Annotated in this window: 16 protein-coding genes and 1 tRNA gene; 12 read left to right on the top strand and 5 right to left on the bottom strand. The window is 70.2% G+C overall.

The window, feature by feature from the left end; all coding sequences use genetic code 11:
• Window positions 1–105: 105 nt before the first annotated feature.
• The 3 genes from gltB to pyk are packed head-to-tail and all read left to right on the top strand — an operon-like array spanning window position 106 to window position 7,728.
• Entirely contained in the window at window positions 106–4,740 is a 4,635-nt protein-coding gene (gltB, locus tag ACSGDB_RS09900) for a glutamate synthase large subunit (RefSeq protein WP_434994463.1), read from the top strand.
• Entirely contained in the window at window positions 4,733–6,190 is a 1,458-nt protein-coding gene (locus ACSGDB_RS09895; RefSeq protein WP_434994462.1) for a glutamate synthase subunit beta, read from the top strand. The genes gltB and ACSGDB_RS09895 overlap by 8 nt, the downstream gene beginning before the upstream one ends.
• Window positions 6,191–6,237: 47 nt before the next feature.
• Window positions 6,238–7,728: a pyruvate kinase gene (gene pyk / locus ACSGDB_RS09890; protein WP_434994460.1), complete on the top strand. Its 1,491-nt coding sequence runs from the start codon at window positions 6,238–6,240 to the stop codon at window positions 7,726–7,728.
• 76 nt (window positions 7,729–7,804) lie between these two features.
• Here the strand turns inward: pyk and ACSGDB_RS09885 are convergent, their stop codons facing one another.
• Window positions 7,805–8,407, bottom strand: a complete 603-nt coding sequence (locus ACSGDB_RS09885; protein WP_434994458.1) for an ANTAR domain-containing response regulator — start codon at window positions 8,405–8,407, stop codon at window positions 7,805–7,807.
• Between the two features lie 143 nt (window positions 8,408–8,550).
• Here ACSGDB_RS09885 and ACSGDB_RS09880 point away from each other — a divergent pair.
• Window positions 8,551–8,632 (top strand) — tRNA-Leu (locus ACSGDB_RS09880).
• Between the two features lie 20 nt (window positions 8,633–8,652).
• On the opposite strand, the gene ACSGDB_RS09875 is transcribed toward ACSGDB_RS09880, so the two are convergent.
• Window positions 8,653–9,198: a DUF6448 family protein gene (locus ACSGDB_RS09875; RefSeq protein WP_434994456.1), complete on the bottom strand. Its 546-nt coding sequence runs from the start codon at window positions 9,196–9,198 to the stop codon at window positions 8,653–8,655.
• A gap of 230 nt (window positions 9,199–9,428) precedes the next feature.
• Here ACSGDB_RS09875 and ACSGDB_RS09870 point away from each other — a divergent pair, with 230 nt between their 5' ends.
• The 3 genes from ACSGDB_RS09870 to ACSGDB_RS09860 all read left to right on the top strand — a co-directional run bounded on the left by ACSGDB_RS09870 (window position 9,429) and on the right by ACSGDB_RS09860 (window position 11,116).
• A complete protein-coding gene (locus ACSGDB_RS09870) occupies window positions 9,429–9,569 on the top strand; it encodes a hypothetical protein (protein ID WP_434994455.1) in 141 nt (46 codons plus the stop codon).
• A gap of 60 nt (window positions 9,570–9,629) precedes the next feature.
• Window positions 9,630–10,652: a non-homologous end-joining DNA ligase gene (gene ligD, locus ACSGDB_RS09865; RefSeq protein ID WP_434994454.1), complete on the top strand. Its 1,023-nt coding sequence runs from the start codon at window positions 9,630–9,632 to the stop codon at window positions 10,650–10,652.
• 80 nt (window positions 10,653–10,732) lie between these two features.
• On the top strand, window positions 10,733–11,116 hold the full coding sequence (locus tag ACSGDB_RS09860) for a response regulator transcription factor (protein ID WP_434994453.1): 384 nt from the start codon (window positions 10,733–10,735) through the stop codon (window positions 11,114–11,116).
• Between the two features lie 75 nt (window positions 11,117–11,191).
• On the opposite strand, the gene ACSGDB_RS09855 is transcribed toward ACSGDB_RS09860, so the two are convergent.
• A complete protein-coding gene (locus ACSGDB_RS09855) occupies window positions 11,192–11,680 on the bottom strand; it encodes a hotdog fold thioesterase (protein ID WP_434994452.1) in 489 nt (162 codons plus the stop codon).
• 181 nt (window positions 11,681–11,861) lie between these two features.
• On the opposite strand from ACSGDB_RS09855, the gene polA reads away from it, so the two are divergent.
• The 3 genes from polA to rpsA all read left to right on the top strand — a co-directional run bounded on the left by polA (window position 11,862) and on the right by rpsA (window position 17,645).
• The gene (gene polA / locus ACSGDB_RS09850; RefSeq protein WP_434994489.1) at window positions 11,862–14,510 is read left to right on the top strand and encodes a DNA polymerase I; all 2,649 of its coding nucleotides are present in this window, start codon (window positions 11,862–11,864) and stop codon (window positions 14,508–14,510) included.
• Between the two features lie 85 nt (window positions 14,511–14,595).
• Window positions 14,596–15,915, top strand: coding sequence for a GNAT family N-acetyltransferase (locus ACSGDB_RS09845; protein ID WP_434994451.1), 1,320 nt, complete (start codon window positions 14,596–14,598; stop codon window positions 15,913–15,915).
• 251 nt (window positions 15,916–16,166) lie between these two features.
• Window positions 16,167–17,645, top strand: a complete 1,479-nt coding sequence (rpsA, locus tag ACSGDB_RS09840; RefSeq protein WP_434994449.1) for a 30S ribosomal protein S1 — start codon at window positions 16,167–16,169, stop codon at window positions 17,643–17,645.
• A 186-nt stretch (window positions 17,646–17,831) separates the two neighbouring features.
• Here rpsA and ACSGDB_RS09835 read toward each other — a convergent pair whose 3' ends face one another.
• Window positions 17,832–18,974 carry a class I SAM-dependent methyltransferase gene (locus ACSGDB_RS09835; RefSeq protein WP_434994447.1) on the bottom strand — a complete coding sequence of 381 codons (1,143 nt, stop codon included), beginning with the start codon at window positions 18,972–18,974 and terminating at the stop codon, window positions 17,832–17,834.
• Window positions 18,975–19,034: 60 nt separating this feature from the next.
• Window positions 19,035–20,702, bottom strand: a complete 1,668-nt coding sequence (locus ACSGDB_RS09830) for a RecQ family ATP-dependent DNA helicase (RefSeq protein ID WP_434994446.1) — start codon at window positions 20,700–20,702, stop codon at window positions 19,035–19,037.
• Window positions 20,703–20,825: 123 nt separating this feature from the next.
• Between ACSGDB_RS09830 and coaE the strand changes: the two genes are divergently transcribed.
• Window positions 20,826–21,782: a dephospho-CoA kinase gene (gene coaE, locus ACSGDB_RS09825; protein WP_434994444.1), complete on the top strand. Its 957-nt coding sequence runs from the start codon at window positions 20,826–20,828 to the stop codon at window positions 21,780–21,782.
• A 77-nt stretch (window positions 21,783–21,859) separates the two neighbouring features.
• A complete protein-coding gene (uvrB, locus tag ACSGDB_RS09820; RefSeq protein ID WP_434994443.1) occupies window positions 21,860–23,935 on the top strand; it encodes an excinuclease ABC subunit UvrB in 2,076 nt (691 codons plus the stop codon).
• The last annotated feature ends 185 nt before the right edge of the window (window positions 23,936–24,120 follow it).

The raw sequence follows: 24,120 nt of genomic DNA, 5'->3' as shown, positions 1-24,120 counted from the left end.
CGCCGGGACTCGAGACACACATGACGGCGGCCGCTCCCACAGCGGCGCCGCGGGGCCAAGGCTGTCCCCTCCCGACGCTCCATCATGGGGGAAGGATCCTTATCTATGACTGCTTTGACGCCAGGAAAGCCGACCGAGGCCGCGCCTGCGGCGACGACGCCCGGCACGGACGACGACGCCGAGGCCGTGACCTCTCCCTTCACACGGTTCGCGGCCATCCCGGAGGCCACGGGCCTCTACGACCCGGAGAACGAGAAGGACGCCTGCGGTCTCGCCGTCATCGCGACCCTGCGCGGTGAGCCCGGGCACGACATCGTCGACGCCGCCCTGACCGCCCTGCGGAACCTCGAGCACCGCGGCGCCGTCGGAGCGGACGAGGGCACGGGCGACGGCGCGGGCATCCTGACCCAGATTCCCGACGAGTTCTTCCGCGCCGTCGTCGACTTCCGCCTGCCGGCCGCCGGCTCCTACGTCGTCGGCACCGCCTTCCTCCCGACCGAGGCCAAGGAGCAGGCGACCGCCCGCGCCGGCCTCGAAGCCCTCGCCGAGGCCGAAGGCCTCGAGGTGCTCGGCTGGCGGGTCGTGCCCGTGGTCGCCGACCTCGTCGGCGCGATGGCCCGCGCGTGCATGCCGCACTTCGTCCAGCTGTTCCTCGCCCCCGCGGACGGCGACGCGTCCGACCTCGACGCCAGGGCGTTCCGCGTGCGGAAGCGCGCCCAGAACAAGTACGGCGTGTACTTCCCGTCGCTGTCCTCCAAGACCATCGTCTACAAGGGCATGCTGACCACCGCGCAGGTCGAGCCGTTCTATCCCGACCTGTCCGACGAGCGCTTCAAGACCTGCCTGGGGATCGTCCACTCGCGGTTCTCCACCAACACCTTCCCCTCGTGGCCGCTCGCCCAGCCGTTCCGCACCATCGCCCACAACGGCGAGATCAACACGGTCAAGGGCAACCGCAACTGGATGCGGGCGCGGCAGTCGCAGCTGTCCAACCCGCTGCTGGGGGATGCCCCGGAGGAGCTGTACCCCATCTGCACCCCGGGCGCCTCCGACTCAGCGACCTTCGACGAGGTCGCCGAACTCCTCACCCTCTCGGGACGCCCGATCACGCACTCGATCATGATGATGATCCCGGAGGCGTGGGAGAACCACGCCACCATGGACCCCGCGCGCCGCGCCTTCTACCAGTACCACTCGATGCTCATGGAGCCATGGGACGGGCCCGCCGCCGTGTCCTTCACGGACGGCCGCCTCGTCGGCGCCGTCCTCGACCGCAACGGCCTGCGCCCCGCCCGCTACTGGGTCACCGAGGACGGCCTGGTCATCCTCGCCTCCGAGGTGGGCGTGCTCGACGTCGAACCCTCCCGCGTGGTCCGCAAGGGCCGTGTGTCGCCGGGGAAGATGTTCCTCGTCGACACCGAGGCGGGCCGGCTCATCGAGGACCAGGAGATCAAGGCGGAGGTCGCCGCCGCGAACCCGTGGGGCGAGTGGGTCAAGGAGAACCTGATCCAGCTCGAGGACCTGCCCGAGCGCGAGCACGTCGTCCACACCAAGGCCTCCATCAACCGGCGCCAGCGCACCTTCGGCTACACGCAGGAGGAACTGCGCATCCTGCTCGGCCCCATGGCGAAGACCGGGGCGGAGCCCCTCGGCGCCATGGGCTCCGACACGCCCATCGCGGTCCTGTCCAAGCGCCCGCGCCTGCTCTTCGACTACTTCGTGCAGTCCTTCGCGCAGGTCACGAACCCGCCGCTCGACTCCATCCGCGAGGAGCTCGTCACGTCCATGGGCGTCACGATCGGCCCCGACGGCAACCTGCTGTCCACCGGCCGGGTCCGTTCCAAGCAGATCGCCCTGAAGTTCCCCGTCATCACCAATGACGAGCTGGCGAAGATCGCCAACCTGGAGACCGACGACGGCGACCGCCTGACGGTCCGCGTCCGCGGCCTGTACCGGCACGACGGCGGCGAGGCCGCCCTGCGCGCCCGCCTCGCGGAGATCTGCGAGCAGGTCTCCAGCGCCCTCAACCGCGGCGTCGAATACGTGGTGCTCTCCGACCGCGACTCGAACGCGCAGTGGGCCCCCATCCCGTCCCTGCTCCTGACCAGCGCCGTCCACCACCACCTCCTCCGCAGCGCCACCCGCACCAAGACGTCCCTCGTGGTCGAGGCCGGCGACGTCCGCGAGGTGCACCACGTCGCCGTGCTCATCGGGTACGGCGCGTCCGCCGTGAACCCGTACCTGGCGATGGAGAGCTGCGAGGACCTGGTCCGCAACGGCGACATCACCGGCGTCACCGCGGAGACCGCCGTCGCGAACCTCATCAAGGGCCTCGGCAAGGGCGTCCTGAAGATCATGTCGAAGATGGGCATCTCCACCGTCAGCTCCTACTGCGGCGCCCAGACCTTCGAGGCCCTCGGACTCTCCCAGGAGCTCGTGGACGAGTACTTCCACGGCACGCAGACGCAGCTCGGCGGCATCGGCCTCGACGTGGTGGCGGCCGAGACCGCGGCCCGGCACGACACCGCCTACCCCGAGGACGGCTTCGAGGATCCGCACCGCGGCCTCGACAACGGCGGCGAGTACCAGTGGCGCCGCGAGGGGCCGCCGCACCTGTTCAATCCGGAGACCGTCTTCCGCCTCCAGCACGCCACCCGCGAACGCCGCTACGACATCTTCAAGGCCTACACCCGCGGCGTGGACGACCAGTCCCGGGACCTCATGACGCTGCGCGGGCTGCTGCGGCTGCGCGGCGACGCCCGCGCACCCATCGGCATCGACGAGGTGGAGCCCGTCTCGGCCATCGTCAAGCGGTTCTCCACCGGCGCCATGAGCTACGGCTCCATCTCGCAGGAGGCGCACGAGACGCTCGCGATCGCCATGAACCGCCTCGGCGCCAAGTCCAACACCGGCGAGGGTGGCGAGGACGTCGAACGGCTCATGGACCCGGAGCGCCGCTCCGCCATCAAGCAGGTCGCTTCCGGCCGCTTCGGCGTCACGAGCCTCTACCTCACCAACGCGGACGACATCCAGATCAAGATGGCGCAGGGAGCCAAGCCCGGCGAGGGCGGCCAGCTCATGAGCCAGAAGGTCTACCCGTGGATCGCCCGCACCCGGCACTCCACGCCGGGCGTCGCCCTCATCTCCCCGCCGCCCCACCATGACATCTACTCCATCGAGGACCTCGCCCAGCTCATCTACGACCTCAAGCGGTCCAACCCGAGCGCCCGCGTCCACGTGAAGCTGGTCTCCGAGGTCGGTATCGGCACGGTCGCGGCCGGCGTCACGAAGGCGAAGGCCGACGTCGTCCTGGTGTCCGGGCACGACGGCGGCACCGGCGCCAGCCCGCTCAACTCCCTCAAGCACGCCGGCGTCCCCTGGGAGCTCGGCCTCGCCGAGACGCAGCAGACGCTGATGCTCAACGGCCTCCGCGAGCGCGTGGTGGTGCAGGTGGACGGACAGCTCAAGACCGGGCGCGACGTCGTCATCGCGGCGCTGCTGGGCGGCGAGGAGTTCGGGTTCGCGACGGCGCCCCTCGTGGTCTCCGGCTGCATCATGATGCGCGTGTGCCACCTGGACACGTGCCCCGTGGGGGTCGCGACGCAGAACCCCGAGCTCCGCAGCCGCTTCACGGGCAAGCCGGAGTTCGTGGTCAACTTCTTCGAGTTCATCGCCGAGGAGGTCCGCGAGCTCCTCGCCGAGCTCGGCTTCCGGACCCTCGAGGAGGCCATAGGCCACAGCGAGCTGCTCGACGCCCGGGAGGCGATCGAGCACTGGAAGGCCGACGGCCTCGACCTCGAGCCGATCCTCCGCGGCAACGAGTTCGGATCCGCCGAACCGATGCGGAACATGGTGAAGCAGAACCACGAGCTGGACCAGCACTTCGACAACAAGCTCATCGAGATGAGCGCCGACGCGCTGCAGCACCGGGCGCCCGTGCGCATCTCGGTGGACGTCGTCAACACGGACCGTTCGGTGGGCACGATGCTCGGCCACGAGGTGACCCGCACCTTCGGTCTGGACACCCTGCCCACCAACACCATCGACGTGACCCTCACCGGCCAGGCGGGGCAGTCGCTCGGCGCCTTCCTGCCGGCCGGGATCACCCTGCGGCTCCTCGGCGACTCCAACGACTACGTGGGTAAGGGGCTCTCCGGCGGACGCATCATCGTGCGCCCGGACCGCGCCAACGTCTTCCGCGCGGACCACAACGTGATCGCCGGCAACGTGATCGGCTACGGGGCCACCAGCGGCGAGATGTTCCTGCGCGGGCAGGTGGGGGAGCGCTTCCTCGTCCGGAACTCCGGGGCCACCGCCGTCGCGGAGGGCATCGGCGACCACGGCTGCGAGTACATGACCGGAGGGCAGGCGCTGATCCTGGGCCGCACCGGCCGGAACTTCGGCGCGGGCATGTCCGGCGGGACGGCCTTCGTGCTGGACCTCGACCGTGCCCGGGTCAACCGGCAGAGCCTCGAGAACGGCGAACTGCTGCTCGTCGGACTCGACGCCGAGGACATCGAGATCGTCCGGCAGCTGCTGATCCGGCACGTCGAGGAGACCGAGTCGAACCTCGCCGCGAGCCTCCTGGACTCCTTCGAGGACACCATTGCACGATTCACCAAGGTCCTGCCGCGCGACTACGCCGCGGTCCTGGACGCCCGCGCCACCGCCGTCGAGCAGGGCCTCGACCCCGACGGCGAAGAAGCGTGGACCAAGATCCTGGAGGTAACCGGTGGCTGACCCACGCGGATTCATGAAGGTGCGCGAGCGCCAGACCCAGCCGCGCAGGCCTGTCCCGGTCCGCATCATGGACTGGAAGGAAGTGTACGAGGCGCAGGAGAAGGGTGTCCTGAAGGCGCAGGCGAGCCGCTGCATGGACTGCGGCATCCCGTTCTGCCACCAGGGCTGCCCGCTCGGCAACCTGATCCCCGAATGGAACGACCTCACGTTCCGCGGGAAGGACCGTGAGGCGATCGAGCGCCTGCACGCCACGAACAACTTCCCCGAGTTCACGGGCAGGCTCTGTCCCGCGCCCTGCGAGTCGTCCTGCGTCCTGGGCATCAACCAGGACCCGGTCACCATCAAGCAGGTCGAGGTGTCCATCGCCGACCAGGCGTTCGAGGAGGGCTGGGTGGAACCGCACCCGCCGGAACGCCTCACGGGCCGCACGATCGCCGTCGTCGGCTCCGGACCCGCCGGCCTCGCCGCCGCGCAGCAGCTCACCCGTGCCGGGCACACCGTCGCGGTGTACGAGCGCGACGACCGCGTGGGCGGCCTGCTGCGCTACGGGATCCCCGACTTCAAGATGGAGAAGATCCACCTCGAGCGGCGCCTGGACCAGATGAAGGCCGAGGGGACCCGCTTCCGCACCGGCGTCGACGTGGGCAAGGACATCAGCTGGGGCCAGCTCAAGCGGCGGTACGACGCCGTGATCGTCGCCACGGGCGCGACCGTGCCGCGTGACCTGCCCATCCCGGGGCGGGAGCTCGACGGCGTGCACTTCGCCATGGACTACCTCGTGCAGGCCAACCGCGTGGTCGCCGGCGAGCAGATCGAGGACCAGATCCACGCCGAGGGCAAGCACGTGGTCATCCTCGGCGGCGGCGACACGGGGGCCGACTGCCTCGGCACCGCGCACCGCCAGAAGGCCGCGTCCGTCACGACGCTCGCCATCGGCCAGCAGCCGTCCGCCGAACGGCGCCCGGACCAGCCGTGGCCCACGTTCCCCACCCTCTTCGACATCGCCAGCGCCCACGAGGAGGGCGGTGAGCGCCGCTACCTCGCGTCCACCGTCGAGTTCGTCGGCGAGAACGGCGTGCTGCGCGCCATCAAGGTCGCGGAGACCGAGTTCGTGGACGGCCGCCGCGTCCCGAAGGCCGGGTCGGAGCACGAGATCCCCGCGGACCTCGTGTTCCTCTCGCTCGGCTTCACGGGTGCCGAGCCGGCCGGCATCACCGAGCAGGTCGAGGCGGAGTTCGACGAGCGCGGGAACGTGGCGCGCGACGGCTACTACATGACCAACACCCCGGGCGTCTTCTCGGCGGGAGACGCCGGCCGCGGCCAGTCGCTCATCGTCTGGGCCATCGCCGAGGGCCGCGCCTGCGCCGCCGCGGTGGACCAGTGGCTCATGGGCTCCACCCGCCTGCCCGCGCCCGTCGCGCCGACCGACCGCTCTATCGCCGTCCTCTGACCGGCGCCCCCACTTTCCCTCCGATCATCACGACTAGGCTAGGTTCCATGAGACGCGCAAAAATCGTTGCAACATTCGGCCCCGCAATCGCCAGCTATGAGAACACGCTCGCCGTGCTCGAGGCGGGCGTCGACGTCGCCCGGATGAACATGAGCCACGGCGACTACGCCGTGCACCTCAGCACCTACGAGAACGTCCGCCGCGCCTCGGCGGAGCTCGGCAGGCCCGTCGGCATCTTCGCCGACCTGCAGGGCCCGAAGATCCGCCTCGGCCGCTTCGTCGACGGACCCCACGCGCTGGCCCGCGGCGACGTCTTCACCATCACCGTCGAGGACATCGAGGGCACCCAGGAGATCTGCTCCACGACGTTTAAGGGCCTGCCCCACGATGTCAACGTCGACGACCTGCTGCTCATCGACGACGGCAAGGTCACCCTGCGCGCCACCGCGGTCGACGACGTCAAGGTCACCACGGAGGTCGTCGTCGGCGGCATGGTCTCGAACAACAAGGGCATCAACCTGCCCGGCGTGGCCGTCAACGTGCCCGCCCTCAGCGAGAAGGACGAGGACGATCTCCGCTGGGCCATCCAGACCGGCGTCGACATGGTCGCGCTGTCCTTCGTGCGCGACGCCGGCGACGTCCGGCGCGTCCACGAGATCATGGACGAGGAGGGCCGCCGCGTCCCCGTCATCGCGAAGATCGAGAAGCCCCAGGCCGTGGACGCCCTCGAGGAGATCATCGACGCGTTCGACGCCATCATGGTGGCCCGCGGAGACCTCGGCGTCGAGCTGCCCCTGCAGGACGTCCCGATCGTGCAGAAGCGCGCCGTCGAGCTCGCCCGTCGCTGGGCCAAGCCCGTCATCGTCGCCACGCAGGTCCTGGAATCCATGATCGACAACCCGCGTCCCACGCGCGCGGAGGCCTCCGACTGCGCCAACGCCGTCCTCGACGGCGCGGACGCCGTCATGCTCTCGGGCGAGACGAGCGTGGGCAAGTACCCCATCGAGACGGTCCGCACGATGGCCGACATCATCGAGTCCACGGAGCGCCACGGCCTCGAGCGGGTCCCGCCGCTCGGCAGCAAGCCGAAGACCCGCGGCGGGGCGATCACCCGCGCCGCCGTCGAGATCGCCGACCAGCTCGACGCCCGGTACATCTGCACGTTCACCCAGTCCGGGGACTCGGCGCGCCGCCTCTCCCGCCTGCGCCCGAAAAAGCCGGTCTTCGCCTTCACCCCGGTGCAGTCGACCCTGAACGCCATGTCCCTCATCTGGGGGGTCGAGCCGCGGCTCGTCGAGTTCGTGGAGCACACGGACCAGATGACGGCCCAGGTGGACCGGGTGCTCTTCGAGCAGGGCCTCGTCGAGGTGGACGACCTCGTGGTCATCGCGGCCGGGTCCCCTCCCGGACAGGCCGGATCCACCAACTCCCTCAAGGTGCACCGCGTCGGCGACATCACGGACGCCGGGCAGATGCCGGACGACCACACGTCCTACATCAAGGAAGGCGTCGGCCCCTGGCCCGTCAAGAAGAAGTAGCCTGACCCGCAGGGCAGACGACAGGACCCCCTCCCGATCCGGGAGGGGGTCCTGTCGTCTGCGGGCCTCGGTGCGGTCAGTTGACCTGGTTGATGATCGTCTCCGCGACCTCGCGCATGCTCAGGCGGCGGTCCATCGACGTCTTCTGGATCCAGCGGAAGGCCTCAGGCTCCGTCAGGCCCATCTTCGTGGTCAGGAGGCTCTTGGCCCGCTCCACGAGCTTTCGGGTGGCGAACTGCTCCTGCAGATCGGTCACCTCCGCCTCGAGCGCCTTGATCTCCTCGTGGCGCGACATCGCGATCTCGATGGCCGGGATGAGGTCCGCGGGGGTGAACGGCTTGACCACGTAGGCCATGGCGCCGGCGTCGCGCGCCCGCTCGATGAGCTCCTTCTGGCTGAACGCGGTGAGCAGGACCACGGGCGCGATGCGCGCCTTGACGATCTGCTCCGCGGCGGTGATGCCGTCCATGACCGGCATCTTCACGTCCATGAGCACCAGGTCCGGCTTGTGCTCCTGGGCGAGTTCGACGGCCTTCTCGCCGTTGTCGGCCTCGGCCACGACCTCGTAGCCCTCGCCGCGCAGGATCTCGATGATGTCGAGCCGGATGAGCGTCTCGTCCTCGGCCACGATGACCCGGCGTGCGGGCCCGGCGGGCGTGGATTCGGTGGGTTCAGACACTGTTGCTCCTTGATGATGGCGGCGTGCGAGAGGCCCGGCGGGGGCGTACTTCCGGTCCTGGAACCAGCCTATCGGCATGTAGAGTGGATTCGCGCACCGGCGGTCGAGGAAGGTACCCCTCTCCGGCGGCCGCGGCAGGTACGGCCCGAATGGCGGAATTGGCAGACGCGCTGCACTCAAAATGCAGTATCGAGAGGTGTGTGGGTTCGAGTCCCACTTCGGGCACCCGTTCCCCGAGTCCCGGGCTAGCCGTCGTGCCCGGCCCCCGGCTCCCCGTGGGCGCCGTGCACCGGCGCCTCGAGCGACCGGAAGACGTGGTTGCAGTAGACCTCGAAGCCGAGCATGGCCTCGACGTAGTGTCGGGCGTCGCCGGTCGAGCGGCCCCGCGCCGCGCCGAGGGTGCCGACCAGCGCGAGGCGCCGGTCGAGCTGCTCGGACAACGCCGCGACCAGGAACTCCTTCACCTCGTCCGCCGACCCGGTCTCGATCGCGCGTTCGGCGAGGGGGATGGCCGGCCCGACGGGAAGCCCCGCGGGTTTCAGGCCCGTGTACGGGGCTCCCTCACCCGTTCGGTGCAGGCGGACGACGGTCTCGAAGAACAGGCGATCGGCGACCTCGCGGGCTTCCTGGGACAGGCCCCGCACGGGCAGCACGGCGTCGAACGCCGCACCGACCTCCGCCTCGGCCGCGGACGGGACGAAGGGGAGGACGAGGCCGACGTCAGCGGCGTCGAGCGCACGGCGCGCCGCGGCGACGACGGGCCCGTCCAATGAGTCGCAGTGCGGAGGCATGGTTTCTCCCGTCCCTGGTCGGCCCTTCGGCCCGGTGTATCGGGAAGCGACCACCCGACGGACGCCACTCTCGTGCCGATCCGCCGGACCGGCACAGGGTCCAAAGGCCCTCGACGCGGCCCGCGGACGTCAGCCTGCTGGCTAGTCGTAACACCGGGCCCTTCCGAAGCAGGCTGCTGGTCCCGCCGGCGCGCGGCGGGCGACGATACTGCGATGAAGAAGCAGTCCCGATGAGCGCCACCCGCTGCACGTGCGTCTGGAGCGCACGCCCCCTGATCCGGCTCGTCGGGGATCCCACGTGCCCCGCCTTCACGCTGCACGTCCTGACGGACACCGACGGCCACGCCCGGGACCGCACCGCCGATCCGTGACCCGGCCCGGCGCCTGAGCCTGCCGGCCCGTGCCCGATAGGGGCGGAGTACATTGAGGCCATGGCCAGCGAAGCGATGATCCTCGACGTCGACGGACCGGACGGCGTGCGGGCCGTCCGGGTCTCCAGCCCCTCCCGTGTCCTCTGGCCCCAGGCCGGGCTCACCAAGCTCGACCTCGCGCGGTACCTGGTGGACGTCGCGCCCGCGTTCCTGAATGCCAACGGTGGTCGCCCCATGTCGCTGCAGCGTTTCGGGGGAGATGTGGACGGCGACTTCTTCTTCAGCAAGAACCCGCCCAAGGGTGCGCCCGACTACGTGCGCAGCGTCGTCGTCACCTATCCCAGCGGCCGCTCGCACCCGCAGCTCGTCCTCGACGAGCCGGCGTCCGCCGTCTGGGCGGCCCAGATGAACACCGTCGTCTTCCACCCGTGGGCCTCGCGGGCCGAGGCACCGGACCTGCCCGACGAGCTGCGCATCGACCTCGACCCGCAGCCCGGCACCACCTTCGCCGACGTCGTCGCCGCCGCGCACGCCCTGCGCGCCGTCCTGGACGAGGCGGGCCTCGACTGCTTCGTGAAGACGTCGGGCAACCGCGGCCTGCACGTGTTCGCGCCGATCGAGCCGGTCCACGAGTTCCTGGAGGTCCGCCACGCCGTCATCGCCGCCGGTCGCGAGCTCGAGCGCCGCATGCCGGAGCGGGTGACCACGGCCTGGTGGAAGGAGGAACGCGGGGCGCGCATCTTCGTGGACTACAACCAGGCGAACCGCGACCGCACCATGGCGGGCGCCTACAGCCCGCGCGCACTGCCCCACGCCCCGGTGTCCTGCCCGGTGACCTGGGACGAACTCGACGGCGTGGACCCGGCGTCCTTCACGGTCGCCACGGTGCCGGAGCGGCTCCGGACGGTCGGCGACCCCTGGGAGGGCCTGCACAACGAGCCGGGCACCATCGACGCGCTCCGTGGCTGGTGGGAGCGCGACGTCGAGAACGGCCTCGGCGAGCTCCCGTTCCCGCCCGACTTCCCCAAGATGCCCGGCGAGCCCATGCGCGTGCAACCGAGCCGGGCGCGCGCCCGCGACTGACGTCCCGTGACCGGTCGCCCCGCGTTCACCGACACGTGTGACGGGTCGGGCACAGGGCCTCTGCAGAGTAAACTCGGGGCATGGCCACCACAGATACGCCCCGCACCGCCGTGGTCATCGAGGACGACGACGACGTCCGTGATCTGCTGCACACCGTCCTGACGGGCGCGGGCTTCCGCGTCCACACGGCACCGGCGGGACTCGCCGGCGTGGAGATGGTCCGCCGGCTCCGGCCCGACGTCGTCACCCTCGACGTCGGACTGCCGGACATCGACGGGTTCGAGGTGGCTGCCCGGATCCGGCGCTTCTCCGCCACGTTCATCGTGATGCTGACCGCGCGCGCCGACCCGTCCGACGAGAGGCGCGGCTACGAGGCAGGCGCCGACCGCTACCTGCGCAAGCCCTTCCGTCCGGCCGAGCTGCGCCGCCACATCCAGGAGGGGCTCGCCGCGCAGACCGCCTGAACGCGTCCAGGCGCCGCCGGCTCCTGCGCCCTCCGCCTGCTGCGCCATCCGCCGGACGGCGCGGGGCCGCTGCACTCAGCCGCGGTCGTCGCGGATCATGTTCGTGATGCGGGCCGTGGAGAGCCTCCGCCCCTGCTCGTCGGTCATGACCACCTCGTGCGTCGTCAGGGTCCTCCCGAGGTGGATCGCCGTGGCGGTGCCCGTGACGAGTCCGGAGGCCGTGCTGCGATGGTGTGTCGCCCCGACCTCGATGCCGACGGCGTGCCGGCCCGGCCCCGCATGGAGGCCGGCCGCGAACGAGCCGAGGGTCTCCGCGAGCACGACGTGGGCGCCGCCGTGCAGGATGCCGGCCACCTGCTGGTTGCCCTCCACGGGCATGGTCGCGACCATGCGCTCGGCGCTCATCTCGGAGAACACGATGCCCATCTTCACGGTGAGGGCGCCCACCCCGTGACGGGCCAGCCAGCCGTGCATCTCCGCGGGGATGCCGGCGGCGACCAGTTCTGCCAGACGCTCGTCGGACGAGTGCTGGACGGCGTCGGGCCGGGTGCGGTTGTCTGTCATGGGAACTAGGCTGGCACCTGTGAGTGAAACGACCAAACCTGCTGCCACCCTGACCATCGCCCCTCCCGTCGACGGCGCCGCGGAGGCCCCCACGGCAGCACCCGCGGAGGCCGGCGCCCAGGACGCCGGGCGTCGCAGCGACGGCTCACGCAACCGGCTGCTCGTCATCGACGGCCACTCCATGGCGTTCCGCGCCTTCTACGCGCTGCCGCCGGAGAACTTCTCCACCGACACCGGCCAGCACACCAACGCGGTGTACGGCTTCACGGCGATGCTCATCAACCTCATCAAGGACCAGCAGCCCAGCCACGTCGCGGTGGCCTTCGACCTCGACACCCCCACCTTCCGCTCGGAGGAGTACACCGAGTACAAGGGGGGCCGGTCCAAGACGCCCGAGGAGTTCCACGGGCAGGTGGACCTGATCATCAAGGTCATGGAGGCCATGCGCATCCCCACCATCTCCATGGACGGCTACGAGGCGGACGACATCCTCGCCACCCTGGCCACGCAGGCGGCCTCCGCCGACTGGGACGTCCAGGTGGTCAGCGGTGACCGCGACGCCTTCCAGCTCGTCAACGACCGCGTCACCGTGCTGTACCCGAAGCAGGGCGTCACCAACATCCCGCAGATGGACGCGCAGGCCATCGAGGAGAAGTACTTCGTCCCGCCGCACCAGTACTCGGACCTCGCCGCGCTGGTGGGGGAGAGCGCCGACAACCTGCCCGGCGTGCCGGGCGTGGGGCCGAAGACGGCCGCCAAGTGGATCAAGCTGTACGGCGGACTCGAGGGCATCCTCGAGAACCTGGACAAGATCGGCGGTAAGGTCGGGGACTCGCTGCGCGCCAACATCGAGGACGTGAAGAGGAACCGGCGCCTGAACCGCCTCCTCACGGACCTCGAGCTGCCCGTGGACCTCACCGCCATGGTCTCCCAGCACCCGGACCGCTCCGCCGTCGAGGACCTCTTCGACTCGCTGCAGTTCAACACGCTCCGCAAGCGCCTGTTCGACCTCTTCGGCGAGGAGGAGACCGAGGACGAGGCGGACGAGCAGCACGCCCCCGCCCACGAGGTGCTCCAGGACGCCGCCGGCCTGACGCACTGGTTCAACGCGACCAACCAGGCGCAGGCATCGGTCGCGCTGGCGACGGAGACGACGGCGGGCACCACCGACGTCGTCGGGATCGCCGTCGTCACGAGCCTCGCCGCCGCGTTCATCCCCCTCGAGCCGCTTGACGCCGACGCCGAGGGCGTCCTCGGAGCCTGGCTGGCGGACCGGGACGCGCCGAAGATCGTCCACGACTTCAAGACCGTGTTCAAGCTGCTCTCCGCCCGCGGCTTCCAGCTCGCCGGGGAGATCGACGACACCGCGATCTCCGGGTACCTGATCCAGCCGGACCGCCGCAGCTACGACCTCGCGGACCTCGCCCAGTACCACCTGCGCCTGTCCATCACGGCGTCGGCCACCGACTCCTCGGGCCAGCAGGCCCTCGACCTCGGTGCCGACGACGTCGCCGCCCCCGCCGTGGTGGCCGCCTTCGCCGCCCTGCAGCTGAGCGAGCACTTCGCCGGGCAGCTCGTCGAACGCGGGGCCAACCAGCTCCTCGGCGGGCTGGAACTGCCCCTCGCCGAAGTGCTGGCCCGCATGGAACTCACGGGCGTCGCCGTGTCCGTCGAGGGCCTCGACCGGCTGTACGACGACTTCTCGAAGACCATCGGCGCCGCGGGAGCGGAGGCCTACCGGATCATCGGCAAGGAGATCAACCTGGGCTCGCCCAAGCAGCTGCAGGCCGTCCTGTTCGACGAGCTCGGGCTGCCGAAGACCAAGAAGATCAAGACCGGGTTCTCCACGGACGCCGACGCCCTGACGGACCTCATCACGAAGACGGGCCACCCGTTCCTCGAGCAGCTCCTCGCGTACCGCGACGCCATGAAGCTGCGCCAGACGGTGGAGGGCCTGCGGAAGGCGGTGGGGGACGACGGCCGCATCCACACCACCTACCTGCAGACCATCGCTGCGACGGGCAGGCTGTCCTCGACGAACCCCAACCTGCAGAACATCCCGGTGCGCTCGGACGAGGGCCGCCGCATCCGGGAGGTGTTCGTCGTCGGGCACGGCCGCGACGGCGAGAAGTACGAGAGCCTCATGACGGCCGACTACTCCCAGATCGAGATGCGGATCATGGCGCACCTCTCCGGCGACGAAGGGCTCATCTCGGCCTTCCAGGAGGGCGAGGACCTGCACCGTTTCGTCGGGTCGCACATCTTCGGGGTGGCCCCCGAGGAGGTCACGAGTGCCATGCGCTCGAAGGTCAAGGCCATGTCCTACGGGCTCGTGTACGGGCTGAGCTCGTTCGGGCTCTCGAAGCAGCTGAACATCTCCGTGGACGAGGCGCGCACGCTCATGCGCGACTACTTCGAGCGTTTCGGTGCCGTGCGCGACTACCTGCGGGGGATCGTCGAGCAGGCGCGCAAGGACGGCTTCACCTCAACGATCGAGGGGCGGCGCCGCTACCTGCCGGACCTCTCGAGCGACAACCGCCAGTTGCGGGAGATGGCCGAACGCGCCGCGCTCAACGCGCCCATCCAGGGCTCCGCCGCGGACATCATCAAGAAGGCCATGCTCGGCGTGGACGACGCCCTGACGAAGCGCGGGCTGGCGTCCCGCATGCTGCTGCAGGTGCACGACGAACTCGTGCTGGAGATCGCCGAGGGGGAACGCGAGGAGGTCGAGGCGCTGGTCCGCGCGGAGATGGGCGGCGCGGCGGACCTCTCCGTCCCGCTCGACGTGTCGGTGGGGACCGGGGCGAGCTGGCACGACGCCGCCCACTGATCCCACGGGACGCGACGGCCGTCCGCGCGGCGCGTCCCGCGTCGTGCTGGTGCGGGCCGGGCACGGCCGTCTAGGCTGGTGGACTGTGAGCCAGTACACAGCCCCCGCCCAGACCGCCCACGCGCCGGACCTGAGGACCGAGATCTTCACTCCCGGCGCCGACGAGGACGCCTCCACCGACGGCCGCTTCGCGAAGTGGCTCAACGGCGAAAGCATCGGCTTCCACGAGGGAACGCTCGACCCGGAGGACATCCCGCAGTACCTCGAGGCCTACCGGGCGGACCAGCGCGTGCTCTGGGGAGTCCACGACGGCGCCCAGCCCGCCGAGGCGCTCGGCGCCGGCCATCCCGTCGCCACCTACGGCACCATGGTGCACCCGCTGAATGTCGGGGATACGCAGATCGACGCACACCAGATCACCGCCGTCACGGTGCGCCCGAGCCACCGGCGCAACGGCATCCTCCGGTCCATGATGATGCGCGACCTCCGCGAGGCGAAGGAGCGCGGGCTCCCGCTGGCCATCCTGACCGCATCCGAGGCCACCATCTACGGGCGCTTCGGCTTCGGCTGCGCGACCTTCACGCAGAGCATCGAGGTCGACGTGCGTGAGCGGTTCGAGGTGACGGCGCCGCGGACCGGCACGACGGCGCTCGTCGCCCGGGAGCACGCCGTCGCCCTCGCCGAGAAGATCTTCGGGCGGTTCCAGGCCGCGACCTTCGGGTCCGTCGGCCGGCAGTACGCCGTCGCCCGGCGCGTCTCCGGCGCCTGGGGCCGCGAGCGGCCGGTCGAGGACCGCGCCGTCCGCCTGGCGGTCCACTACGACGCCGCCGGCGAGCCCGCGGGGTACGTGAGCTACCGGTTCGCGGGCTGGGAGACCACGCCCTACACCATGAAGGTGGTGGACCTCGTCGCCGCGACCCCGTCCGCGTACCTCGAGCTGTGGCGGTACCTGGGATCGCTCGACCTCGTGGAACGGATCACCTGGGACGCAGCGCGGCGCGACGATGCGCTGCCCTGGGCTCTGCGGGACCGTCGCTGCTACCAGGTCAAGGGCACCGACGACGTCCTGTGGGTGCGGCTGCTCGACGTACCGGAGGCCCTCGGGAAGCGGTCCTACCGGGGCGGCGGGAGCGTCGTCCTGGAGGTGCTGGACGAGCACGGCATCATCGACGGCACCTACGCGCTGACCGTCGTCGACGGCGTCGGGAAGGTCGAGCAGGCCGGATCGGCCGGCCCGGACGCCACCGTCACCGCCAACGCGCTGGGGTCCCTGTACCTCGGCGGGGTGCAGGCCTCCACCCTGGCTGCGGCCGGGGGACTGACCGCACACACGGACGGCGCCGTCGCGGTGCTCGATACCCTGTTCGGGCGCGCGCAGGAGCCCTACTGCATCACCTTTTTCTAGGGCTCCCGGCACCCCCGCGCGGCTTTGACGGTGTTGGTGCCCGGGGCTAGACTGAACAGGCGCGTAGTGCGCTCTGGTGTTCCCCGGCCATCCGCCATGGGCTCACAGGGGTGCAGTGCCACACGTGAATCTCACCGAGGTTCTTTCCATTTCGTCCACATCCGGACACCGGAACCCGCCCCGGCACCACCGGTCCAGCGGGATTCAGCGTGACCGGAGCAATTAATCTTCCACAACGGAGTCCCAACTACATGACCATCACCACCACCGAGAAGCAAGGTGCCCCCGTCGTCGCCATCAACGACATCGGCACCGCTGAGGACTTCCTCGCAGCGATCGACGCCACCATCAAGTACTTCAACGACGGAGATCTCGTCGAGGGTACGGTCGTCAAGGTCGACCGCGACGAGGTCCTGCTCGACATCGGTTACAAGACCGAGGGTGTCATTCCTTCCCGCGAGCTTTCCATCAAGCACGACGTCGATCCCGGGGACGTCGTCTCCGTGGGCGATCAGGTCGAGGCTCTGGTGCTCACCAAGGAGGACAAGGAAGGCCGCCTGATCCTCTCCAAGAAGCGTGCGCAGTACGAGCGCGCCTGGGGCGACATCGAGAAGGTCAAGGAAGAGGACGGCGTCGTCACCGGCACCGTCATCGAGGTCGTCAAGGGTGGCCTCATCCTGGACATCGGCCTGCGCGGCTTCCTGCCCGCCTCCCTCGTCGAGATGCGTCGCGTCCGCGACCTGGCTCCGTACATCGGCCAGCAGATCGAAGCGAAGATCATCGAGCTCGACAAGAACCGCAACAACGTCGTGCTGTCGCGTCGTGCGTGGCTCGAGCAGACCCAGTCCGAGGTGCGTTCCACGTTCCTCAACAAGCTCGAGAAGGGCCAGGTCCGTCCGGGCGTCGTCTCCTCGATCGTCAACTTCGGTGCGTTCGTGGACCTCGGCGGCGTCGATGGTCTCGTGCACGTCTCCGAGCTGTCCTGGAAGCACATCGACCACCCGTCCGAGGTCGTCGAGGTCGGACAGGAAGTCACCGTGGAGGTCCTCGAGGTCGATCTCGATCGCGAGCGCGTCTCCCTGTCGCTGAAGGCCACGCAGGAAGATCCCTGGCAGACCTTCGCCCGCACGCACGCCCTGGGCCAGGTCGTTCCCGGCAAGGTCACGAAGCTCGTTCCCTTCGGCGCGTTCGTCCGCGTCGAGGACGGCATCGAGGGCCTCGTGCACATCTCGGAGCTCGCTGTCCGCCACGTCGAGCTGGCCGAGCAGGTCGTCTCCGTGGGTGACGAGCTCTTCGTCAAGGTCATCGACATCGACCTGGAACGCCGCCGCATCTCCCTCAGCCTCAAGCAGGCCAACGAGGGCGTCGACGCCGACAGCACCGAGTTCGATCCCGCGCTCTACGGCATGGCCGCCGAGTACGACGACGAGGGCAACTACAAGTACCCCGAGGGCTTCGACCCCGAGTCGAACGAATGGCTCGAGGGCTACGAGAACCAGCGCGCTGCCTGGGAGGCCCAGTACGCCGAGGCACAGTCCCGCTGGGAGTCGCACAAGAAGCAGGTCGTCCAGCACGCGTCCGACGACGCCGCTGCCGCGAACGAGCCCGCCGAGTCCAGCTCGACGAGCTACTCGTCCGAGCCTGTCGTCGCCGACGCCGGGTCCGGCTCGGGAACGCTGGCTTCCGACGAGGCGCTTGCCGCTCTCCGCGAGAAGCTGACCGGGGCGTAAGCTCCCGCGTCATAGCTGTACACGAGAAGGCCCCCGTCCTCCGGACGGGGGCCTTCTCCGTTCCCGGTCCCGCCTCCGTGGTCGAGTGCGCACGTGTGGCGGGTCCTGGGTGCTACGACCCACCGGAAGTGCACGCTCGCGCGGCGGCGTCGCGGGGGAGGACCCCGCCCGTCCTGGTGTTCTGCGTTATCGGCGCGTCGACGCGGTGACGGTGAAGCGCGGGGAGCGGTCGAGCTGCCGTGTGCTGCCGATGGTCCGCTCGAGGACGGGCCGGTAGCGGAGGTGGCTGTTCCAGACCGTGACGAGTTCGCCACCGGGCGCCAGGACGCGCGCACAGGCGTCGAAGAGCCGATGCGCGACGCCGGCGTGCACCGTGCTGCCGAGGTGGAAGGGCGGGTTGAGGACGATCAGGTGCACCGAGGCGTCCGGCAGCCCGGAGAGCGCGTCGTCCCTGCTCACCGTGATGCGGTCGGCCACCCCGTTGGCTGCCGCCGTCGCCGCGGCCGATGCGGTCGCCGAGGCGGACTGGTCCGTGGCGAGGACCCGGATCTCCGGATGGGTCAGCGCCATGAAGGCCGCGATGGCCCCGTTCCCGCACCCCAGGTCGACGACGTCGGCACGGGACGCGCCGGTCGGAGGCGCCGGGATGCGGCGCAGGTGGGGGAGCAGCAGGCGGGTGCCGGGATCCAGCGCCGGCCCGCCGAACGTCGCCCCGTAGGCGAGGAGCTCGAGCGGACGGGGCAGCCCGACGTCGTGCGCTGCACGGCGGGGGTAGGAGGATTCCCCGACCGGCAAGGGATTCGACGCCGTGAGGACCCGCGCCTTCTGCCGGGCGAGACCGGCCGTGACGGACCCGAAGTAGCGGCCGAGGACCGCGTTCATCGACACGGCCATGTGCTTGACTCGGCCCGCCGCCAGGACGACGACGTCCGGCCGTGCGTGGGCGGCGATGGTCCAGGCAATCTCGTCGAGTTCGTCGAGCGAGCGCGGGAGGCGGAGGAGGACGGTCGACACGCCGTCGAGCAGCTCCGCGTCGAGGGCACAGGACCGGTACGCGCCCTCCAGCCCCTGCTCCGCGGCGTTCAGCGCGAGCGCCCGCTCATGCACCACGCCGTCCTGGAAGGCACGGATGCCCTCCCCGCCGGAGAGGTGCGCAGCACCGAGGGTGAGCGCCCCGTAGGCGTCGTTGATGGTCGCGATGTCTCCGGGGTCGCGGAGCCGGTCCGCGGAGGTGTCCAGGAGCAGCCGGTCCGCGGCGTCCACGGCGACCAGTTCGGCCGCCTCCAGGTCGGGACGGCGGCGCAGGGAGTCGAGGCTGAACGGGGTCACCGGTCAATCCTAGGCGCCGGACCGCCGGAGCCCTCCTCGGGATGGGCCGGCGGCGGGTGCCTATGCCGCGGGCGTCACGGCGGTCAGGAGACCCTTGTCCACGACGAGGTCGACCGAGAGCGTCTTGTACCCTTCAGAGTCGAACAGCACCGTGATGACGCCCTCCTCGTAGCCCATGACGGTGCCCGGCCCCCACTCCGGATGATCCACGGAACTGTCGACGGCGAACGGGACGACCTCCTCCCTCGGAGGCGATCCGGCGTCCGGCTCCGACGCGCCGTCGGCGGCCTCGCGGCTCGCGCAGTTCCCGCAGTTGCCGCAGGGCTCGGCGAGTTCCTCCCCGAAGTAGCCGAGCAGGAACTGCCGCCGGCAGCCCCGCGCCTCGGCGTAGCGCCGCGCCATCTCGACGCGGGACTGGTCGATCCGCTCCCGGATCTCCGCCTGGTCGACGCCGCGCCGCACCGCGTCCGCCGCGCTCATCTTCCGCGCGCGGTAGCCCTTCGCGCCCTCCGTGACGCACTGCGACGCCTCGAGCAGGTTGAGGAGCCCGGTCAGCTTGCGCGGGGACAGGCCCGACAGTTCCTTCAGCTTCCTGGTCTTCACGGGTTTGGCCTGGGCGGCGATGAGCATGAACAGCTCGCGCAGCTGGGTGCGGTTGACGGACCTCGCTGCGAAGAAGCGGCGCAGGGAGAGGTCCTCCGGGCGGTAGTGCAGGACCGCCCGTGCCTCGAGCCCGTCACGCCCGCCGCGGCCGATCTCCTGGTAGTAGCTGTCCAGCGAGTCCGAGATGTCCGCGTGGACGACGAAGCGCACATCCGGCTTGTCGATGCCCATGCCGAACGCCGTGGTGGCCACCACGACGTCGATCGTGCCGTCGAGGAAGCCCTCGTGGACGGCCTCGCGCTCCTTCCTCAGCTTCCCGGCGTGATAGGAATCCGCGCGCCGCCCCTGCTCCTGCAGTTCGGAGGACAGCCTGTCGGCGGCTTTCTTCGTCGCGACGTACACGAGTCCCGGCCCCGCGAGCCCGAGGACCTGCTCGCGCACGGCGCGATGCTTGTCCTCCTCCTCCACGTGGTGCACGGCATCGAGGAAGAGATTCGGGCGGTCGAAGCCCTCCACGAGGACCACCGGATCCACCAGGTGCAGCCGCTCGACGATCTCGTTCTGCACCGGGTGCGACGCCGTGGCGGTCAGGGCGACGACGGGGGCGCCGAGGTCCCGGAGGAGGTGCCCGAGGTGCAGGTAGTCCGGGCGGAAATCGTGCCCCCAGGACGAGAGGCAGTGCGCCTCGTCGACCACCACGAGGGAGATGTCGAGGGACCGGAGCCGTGCGGCGACGTCGTCGCGCGCAACCTGTTCCGGGGCCAGGAACAGGAACTTCGCGCGCGTGGCTTCTCCCTCGCCGGCGGCCGACCAGGCGTCCTCCACCTCGCTCTTCGTGAGGCCCGAGTTGACGACGCGGGCGCGGGTGGTGCCGGTGCGCTCGTTGATCGACGCCGCCTGGTCGTGCTGCAGGGCGATCAGCGGCGAGATGACGAGCGCGACGCCGGGGAGCGCCATGGCGGGCACCTGGTAGATGGCCGATTTGCCGGAGCCGGTCGGCATGACGCACAGGACGCTGTGGCCTGCGAGGATCGCGCCCATCGCCTGCTCCTGTCCGGGACGCAGGTCGTCCCAGCCGAACGTGGACGTGGCGGTCTCCTGAAGGTCCTGCAGTGTGATGGTCACAATCCTCCTCGAACAAAGTAAGTGCGCTTAGCGTATGGGGGCGCACCGACATTTCCCGCGGGAGGTGGCCCGGGCCGCGGCCGTCTTGACAGCGCGCGCCGCGGGGCGGACTAGGGTTGGCTCATGCTGCGCATCGGACTGACAGGAGGCATCGCTGCCGGGAAGTCGGTGGTGGCCGGCCGCCTCGCCGAGCTGGGGGCCGTGCTGGTGGATGCGGACGTCCTCGCCCGGACCGCGGTGGAACCGGGGTCGGAGGGTCTGGCCGCCGTCGTGTCCGCGTTCGGCCCGGAGATCCTTGCAGCCGACGGCGCGCTCGACCGGCCGGCGCTCGGCAGCCTCGTCTTCGCGGACGCGTCCGCCCGCGAGCGCCTCAACGCGATCGTCCACCCGCTCGTCAGGGCGGCCGCGGCGGCCCTCATCGGAGGCGCGCCGGCCGACGCCGTCGTCGTCGAGGACATCCCGCTCCTGGTCGAGACCGGCCAGGCCGCCCGCTTCCACCTCGTCGTCGTCGTCGATGCCCCGGACGCACTGCGGATCCACCGGATGGTGGACCGGCGGGGTATGGCGCGCAGCGATGCCGAGCGTCGCATCGCCGCCCAGGCGTCCCGGGAGGAGCGGTTGCGCGCTGCGGACGCCGTCCTCGTCAACGACCGCGGCGTCGACGAGCTCCTCACCGCGACGGACGGCCTGTGGCGGACGCGCATCGTGCCGTTCCGCGACAACCTGGCCGGGGTGCGGCCCGCGGACGCCGCCGCCGCGCGTCCGACCGCCGGACTCGAGGGGACGAGCGGACTCGCGGCCCGTATCCGGGGGAAGCTGGACGCCGTCCTTCCTCCCGGCTGCTCCGTGGACGCGGATGCGGCGCCGGACGGCGTGGACGACGACGTCGCGCACGCGGCCCTGCACGTGACCGTCCCGCGGTCCGGCGACCCCGGCGCGGCGTCGGACGCCGTGGCAGGGGCGGGATTCCCGCGGGCCGGGCACGCTCCCGACCGCGGGCGGACGACGCCGATCACGCTCCACCGGGCGGCCGACCCGGCGCTCGACGTCTCGGTGACCGTCGGGGCAGCATCCGCCTGAGTCCGGGGTCCCCCGACGGGGTTCAGCCGCCAGCAAACCGGCGGGGAAGTGTCGGTGGCAGGGACTACCGTTGAGTCATGAGTCTTGCGCAGGAAATCAAGCGTGTGGTCGCCCCGTTCGAGGTCATCAGCGAGTACACGCCGGCCGGCGACCAGCCCACGGCCATCAAGGAACTGGCGGAGCGGATCACCGCGGGGGAGAAGGACGTCGTCCTGCTCGGCGCCACCGGTACCGGCAAGAGCGCCACGACGGCCTGGCTGATCGAGCAGGTGCAGCGCCCCACCCTGGTCATGGTGCAGAACAAGACGCTCGCCGCGCAGCTCGCCAACGAGTTCCGGGAGCTGCTGCCCAACAACGCCGTCGAGTACTTCGTCTCCTACTACGACTACTACCAGCCCGAAGCGTACGTCCCGCAGACGGACACCTTCATCGAGAAGGACTCCTCCATCAACGAGGAGGTCGAACGCCTCCGGCACTCCGCGACCAATGCACTGCTGACGCGCCGCGACGTCGTGGTCGTCGCGACGGTGTCCTGCATCTACGGCCTCGGCACGCCCGAGGAGTACATCAACAAGATGGTCACGCTGCGGCGCGGCGACCAGATGAACCGTGACGCCCTGCTGCGGCAGTTCGTGTCCATGCAGTACACGCGGAACGACATGGACTTCCACCGCGGCACGTTCCGGGTGCGCGGCGACACCGTCGAGATCATCCCCATGTACGAGGAGCACGCGCTGCGGATCGAGTTCTTCGGGGACGAGGTGGAGAACATCTACACGCTCGACCCGCTCACCGGCAACGTCATCCGCGAGGAGGAGGAGATGTACGTCTTCCCCGCCTCGCACTACGTCGCCGGCGAGGACCGCATGACGCGTGCGATCAAGGACATCGAGGACGAACTGCAGCAGAGGCTCGCGGAACTCGAGTCGCAGAACAAGCTCGTCGAGGCACAACGCCTCCGGATGCGGGTGACCTACGACCTCGAGATGATGCAGCAGATGGGGTTCTGCAACGGCATCGAGAACTACTCGCGCCACATCGACGGCCGCGCTCCCGCGTCCGCACCGCACTGCCTGCTCGACTACTTCCCCGACGACTTCCTGCTGGTCGTCGACGAGTCGCACGTGACCATCCCGCAGATCGGCGCCATGTACGAGGGCGACTCCTCCCGCAAGCGCACCCTCGTGGATCACGGGTTCCGTCTGCCGTCGGCCTTGGACAACCGCCCCCTGAAGTGGGACGAGTTCCAGGACCGCATCGGGCAGACGGTCTACCTGTCCGCCACCCCGGGCAAGTACGAGCTGGGCAAGGCGGACGGGTTCGTGCAGCAGATCATCCGCCCGACCGGCCTCGTCGACCCCGAGGTGGTCGTCAAGCCGACCAAGGGCCAGATCGACGACCTGCTGGACGAGATCCGCAAGCGCGTCGCGATCGACGAGCGTGTCCTGGTCACCACCCTCACCAAGCGCATGGCCGAGGACCTCACCGGGTACCTCCTCGAGCACGGCGTGAAGGTGGAGTACCTGCACTCCGACGTGGACACCCTGCGCCGGGTGGAGCTGCTGCGCGAACTGCGGATGGGCACCTTCGACGTCCTGGTCGGCATCAACCTGCTGCGCGAAGGGCTGGACCTCCCCGAGGTGTCGCTCGTCAGCATCCTCGACGCCGACAAGGAGGGCTTCCTCCGGAGTGCGACGTCCCTCATCCAGACGATCGGACGTGCGGCACGCAACGTGTCCGGCGAGGTGCACATGTACGCGGACCGGATCACGGACTCGATGGAACGCGCGATCGACGAGACCAACCGGCGCCGCGAGATCCAGGTGGCCCACAACCTCGAGCACGGCATCGACCCGACGCCGCTCCGGAAGCGCATCGCGGACATCACGGACACCATCAACCGCGAGGACGCCGACACCCGCGCACTGCTCGAGGAGGCCGGCAAGTCCCGGAAGGCGAAGAAGGGCGCGGCACGCCACGAAGGACTGGCATCGGTGCCCGCCGAGGACCTCACGGACCTGATCCAGCAGCTCACGGACCAGATGCACGCGGCCGCCGCCGAACTGCAGTTCGAGCTGGCAGGACGGCTGCGCGACGAGGTCGGAGACCTCAAGAAGGAGCTGCGGCAGATGCAGTCCGCCGGGCACGCCTGAGCACAGGTCCGCCCGTGTGACCGGGTCGGGGACGGGCGCGACGCGGGATAGTTCGTCGGCTTCCTTTCCTGGCGGGTACCATGGTCCCGACGTGGGGGAGTATCCCTCAGCGCTACGGACGTCAGCACGCGGGGCACGGTTGCCCCGCCGGGCGTAGCGGCCGGGCGGGGTCCTCCGCCGCGGTG

It is taken from the genome of Arthrobacter sp. Ld5 (assembly GCF_051172775.1).
Lineage (GTDB): Bacteria > Actinomycetota > Actinomycetes > Actinomycetales > Micrococcaceae > Arthrobacter_D.
The sequence above is the reverse complement of the archived record's forward strand: the minus strand, read 5'-3'. Positions and strand labels throughout refer to the sequence as shown.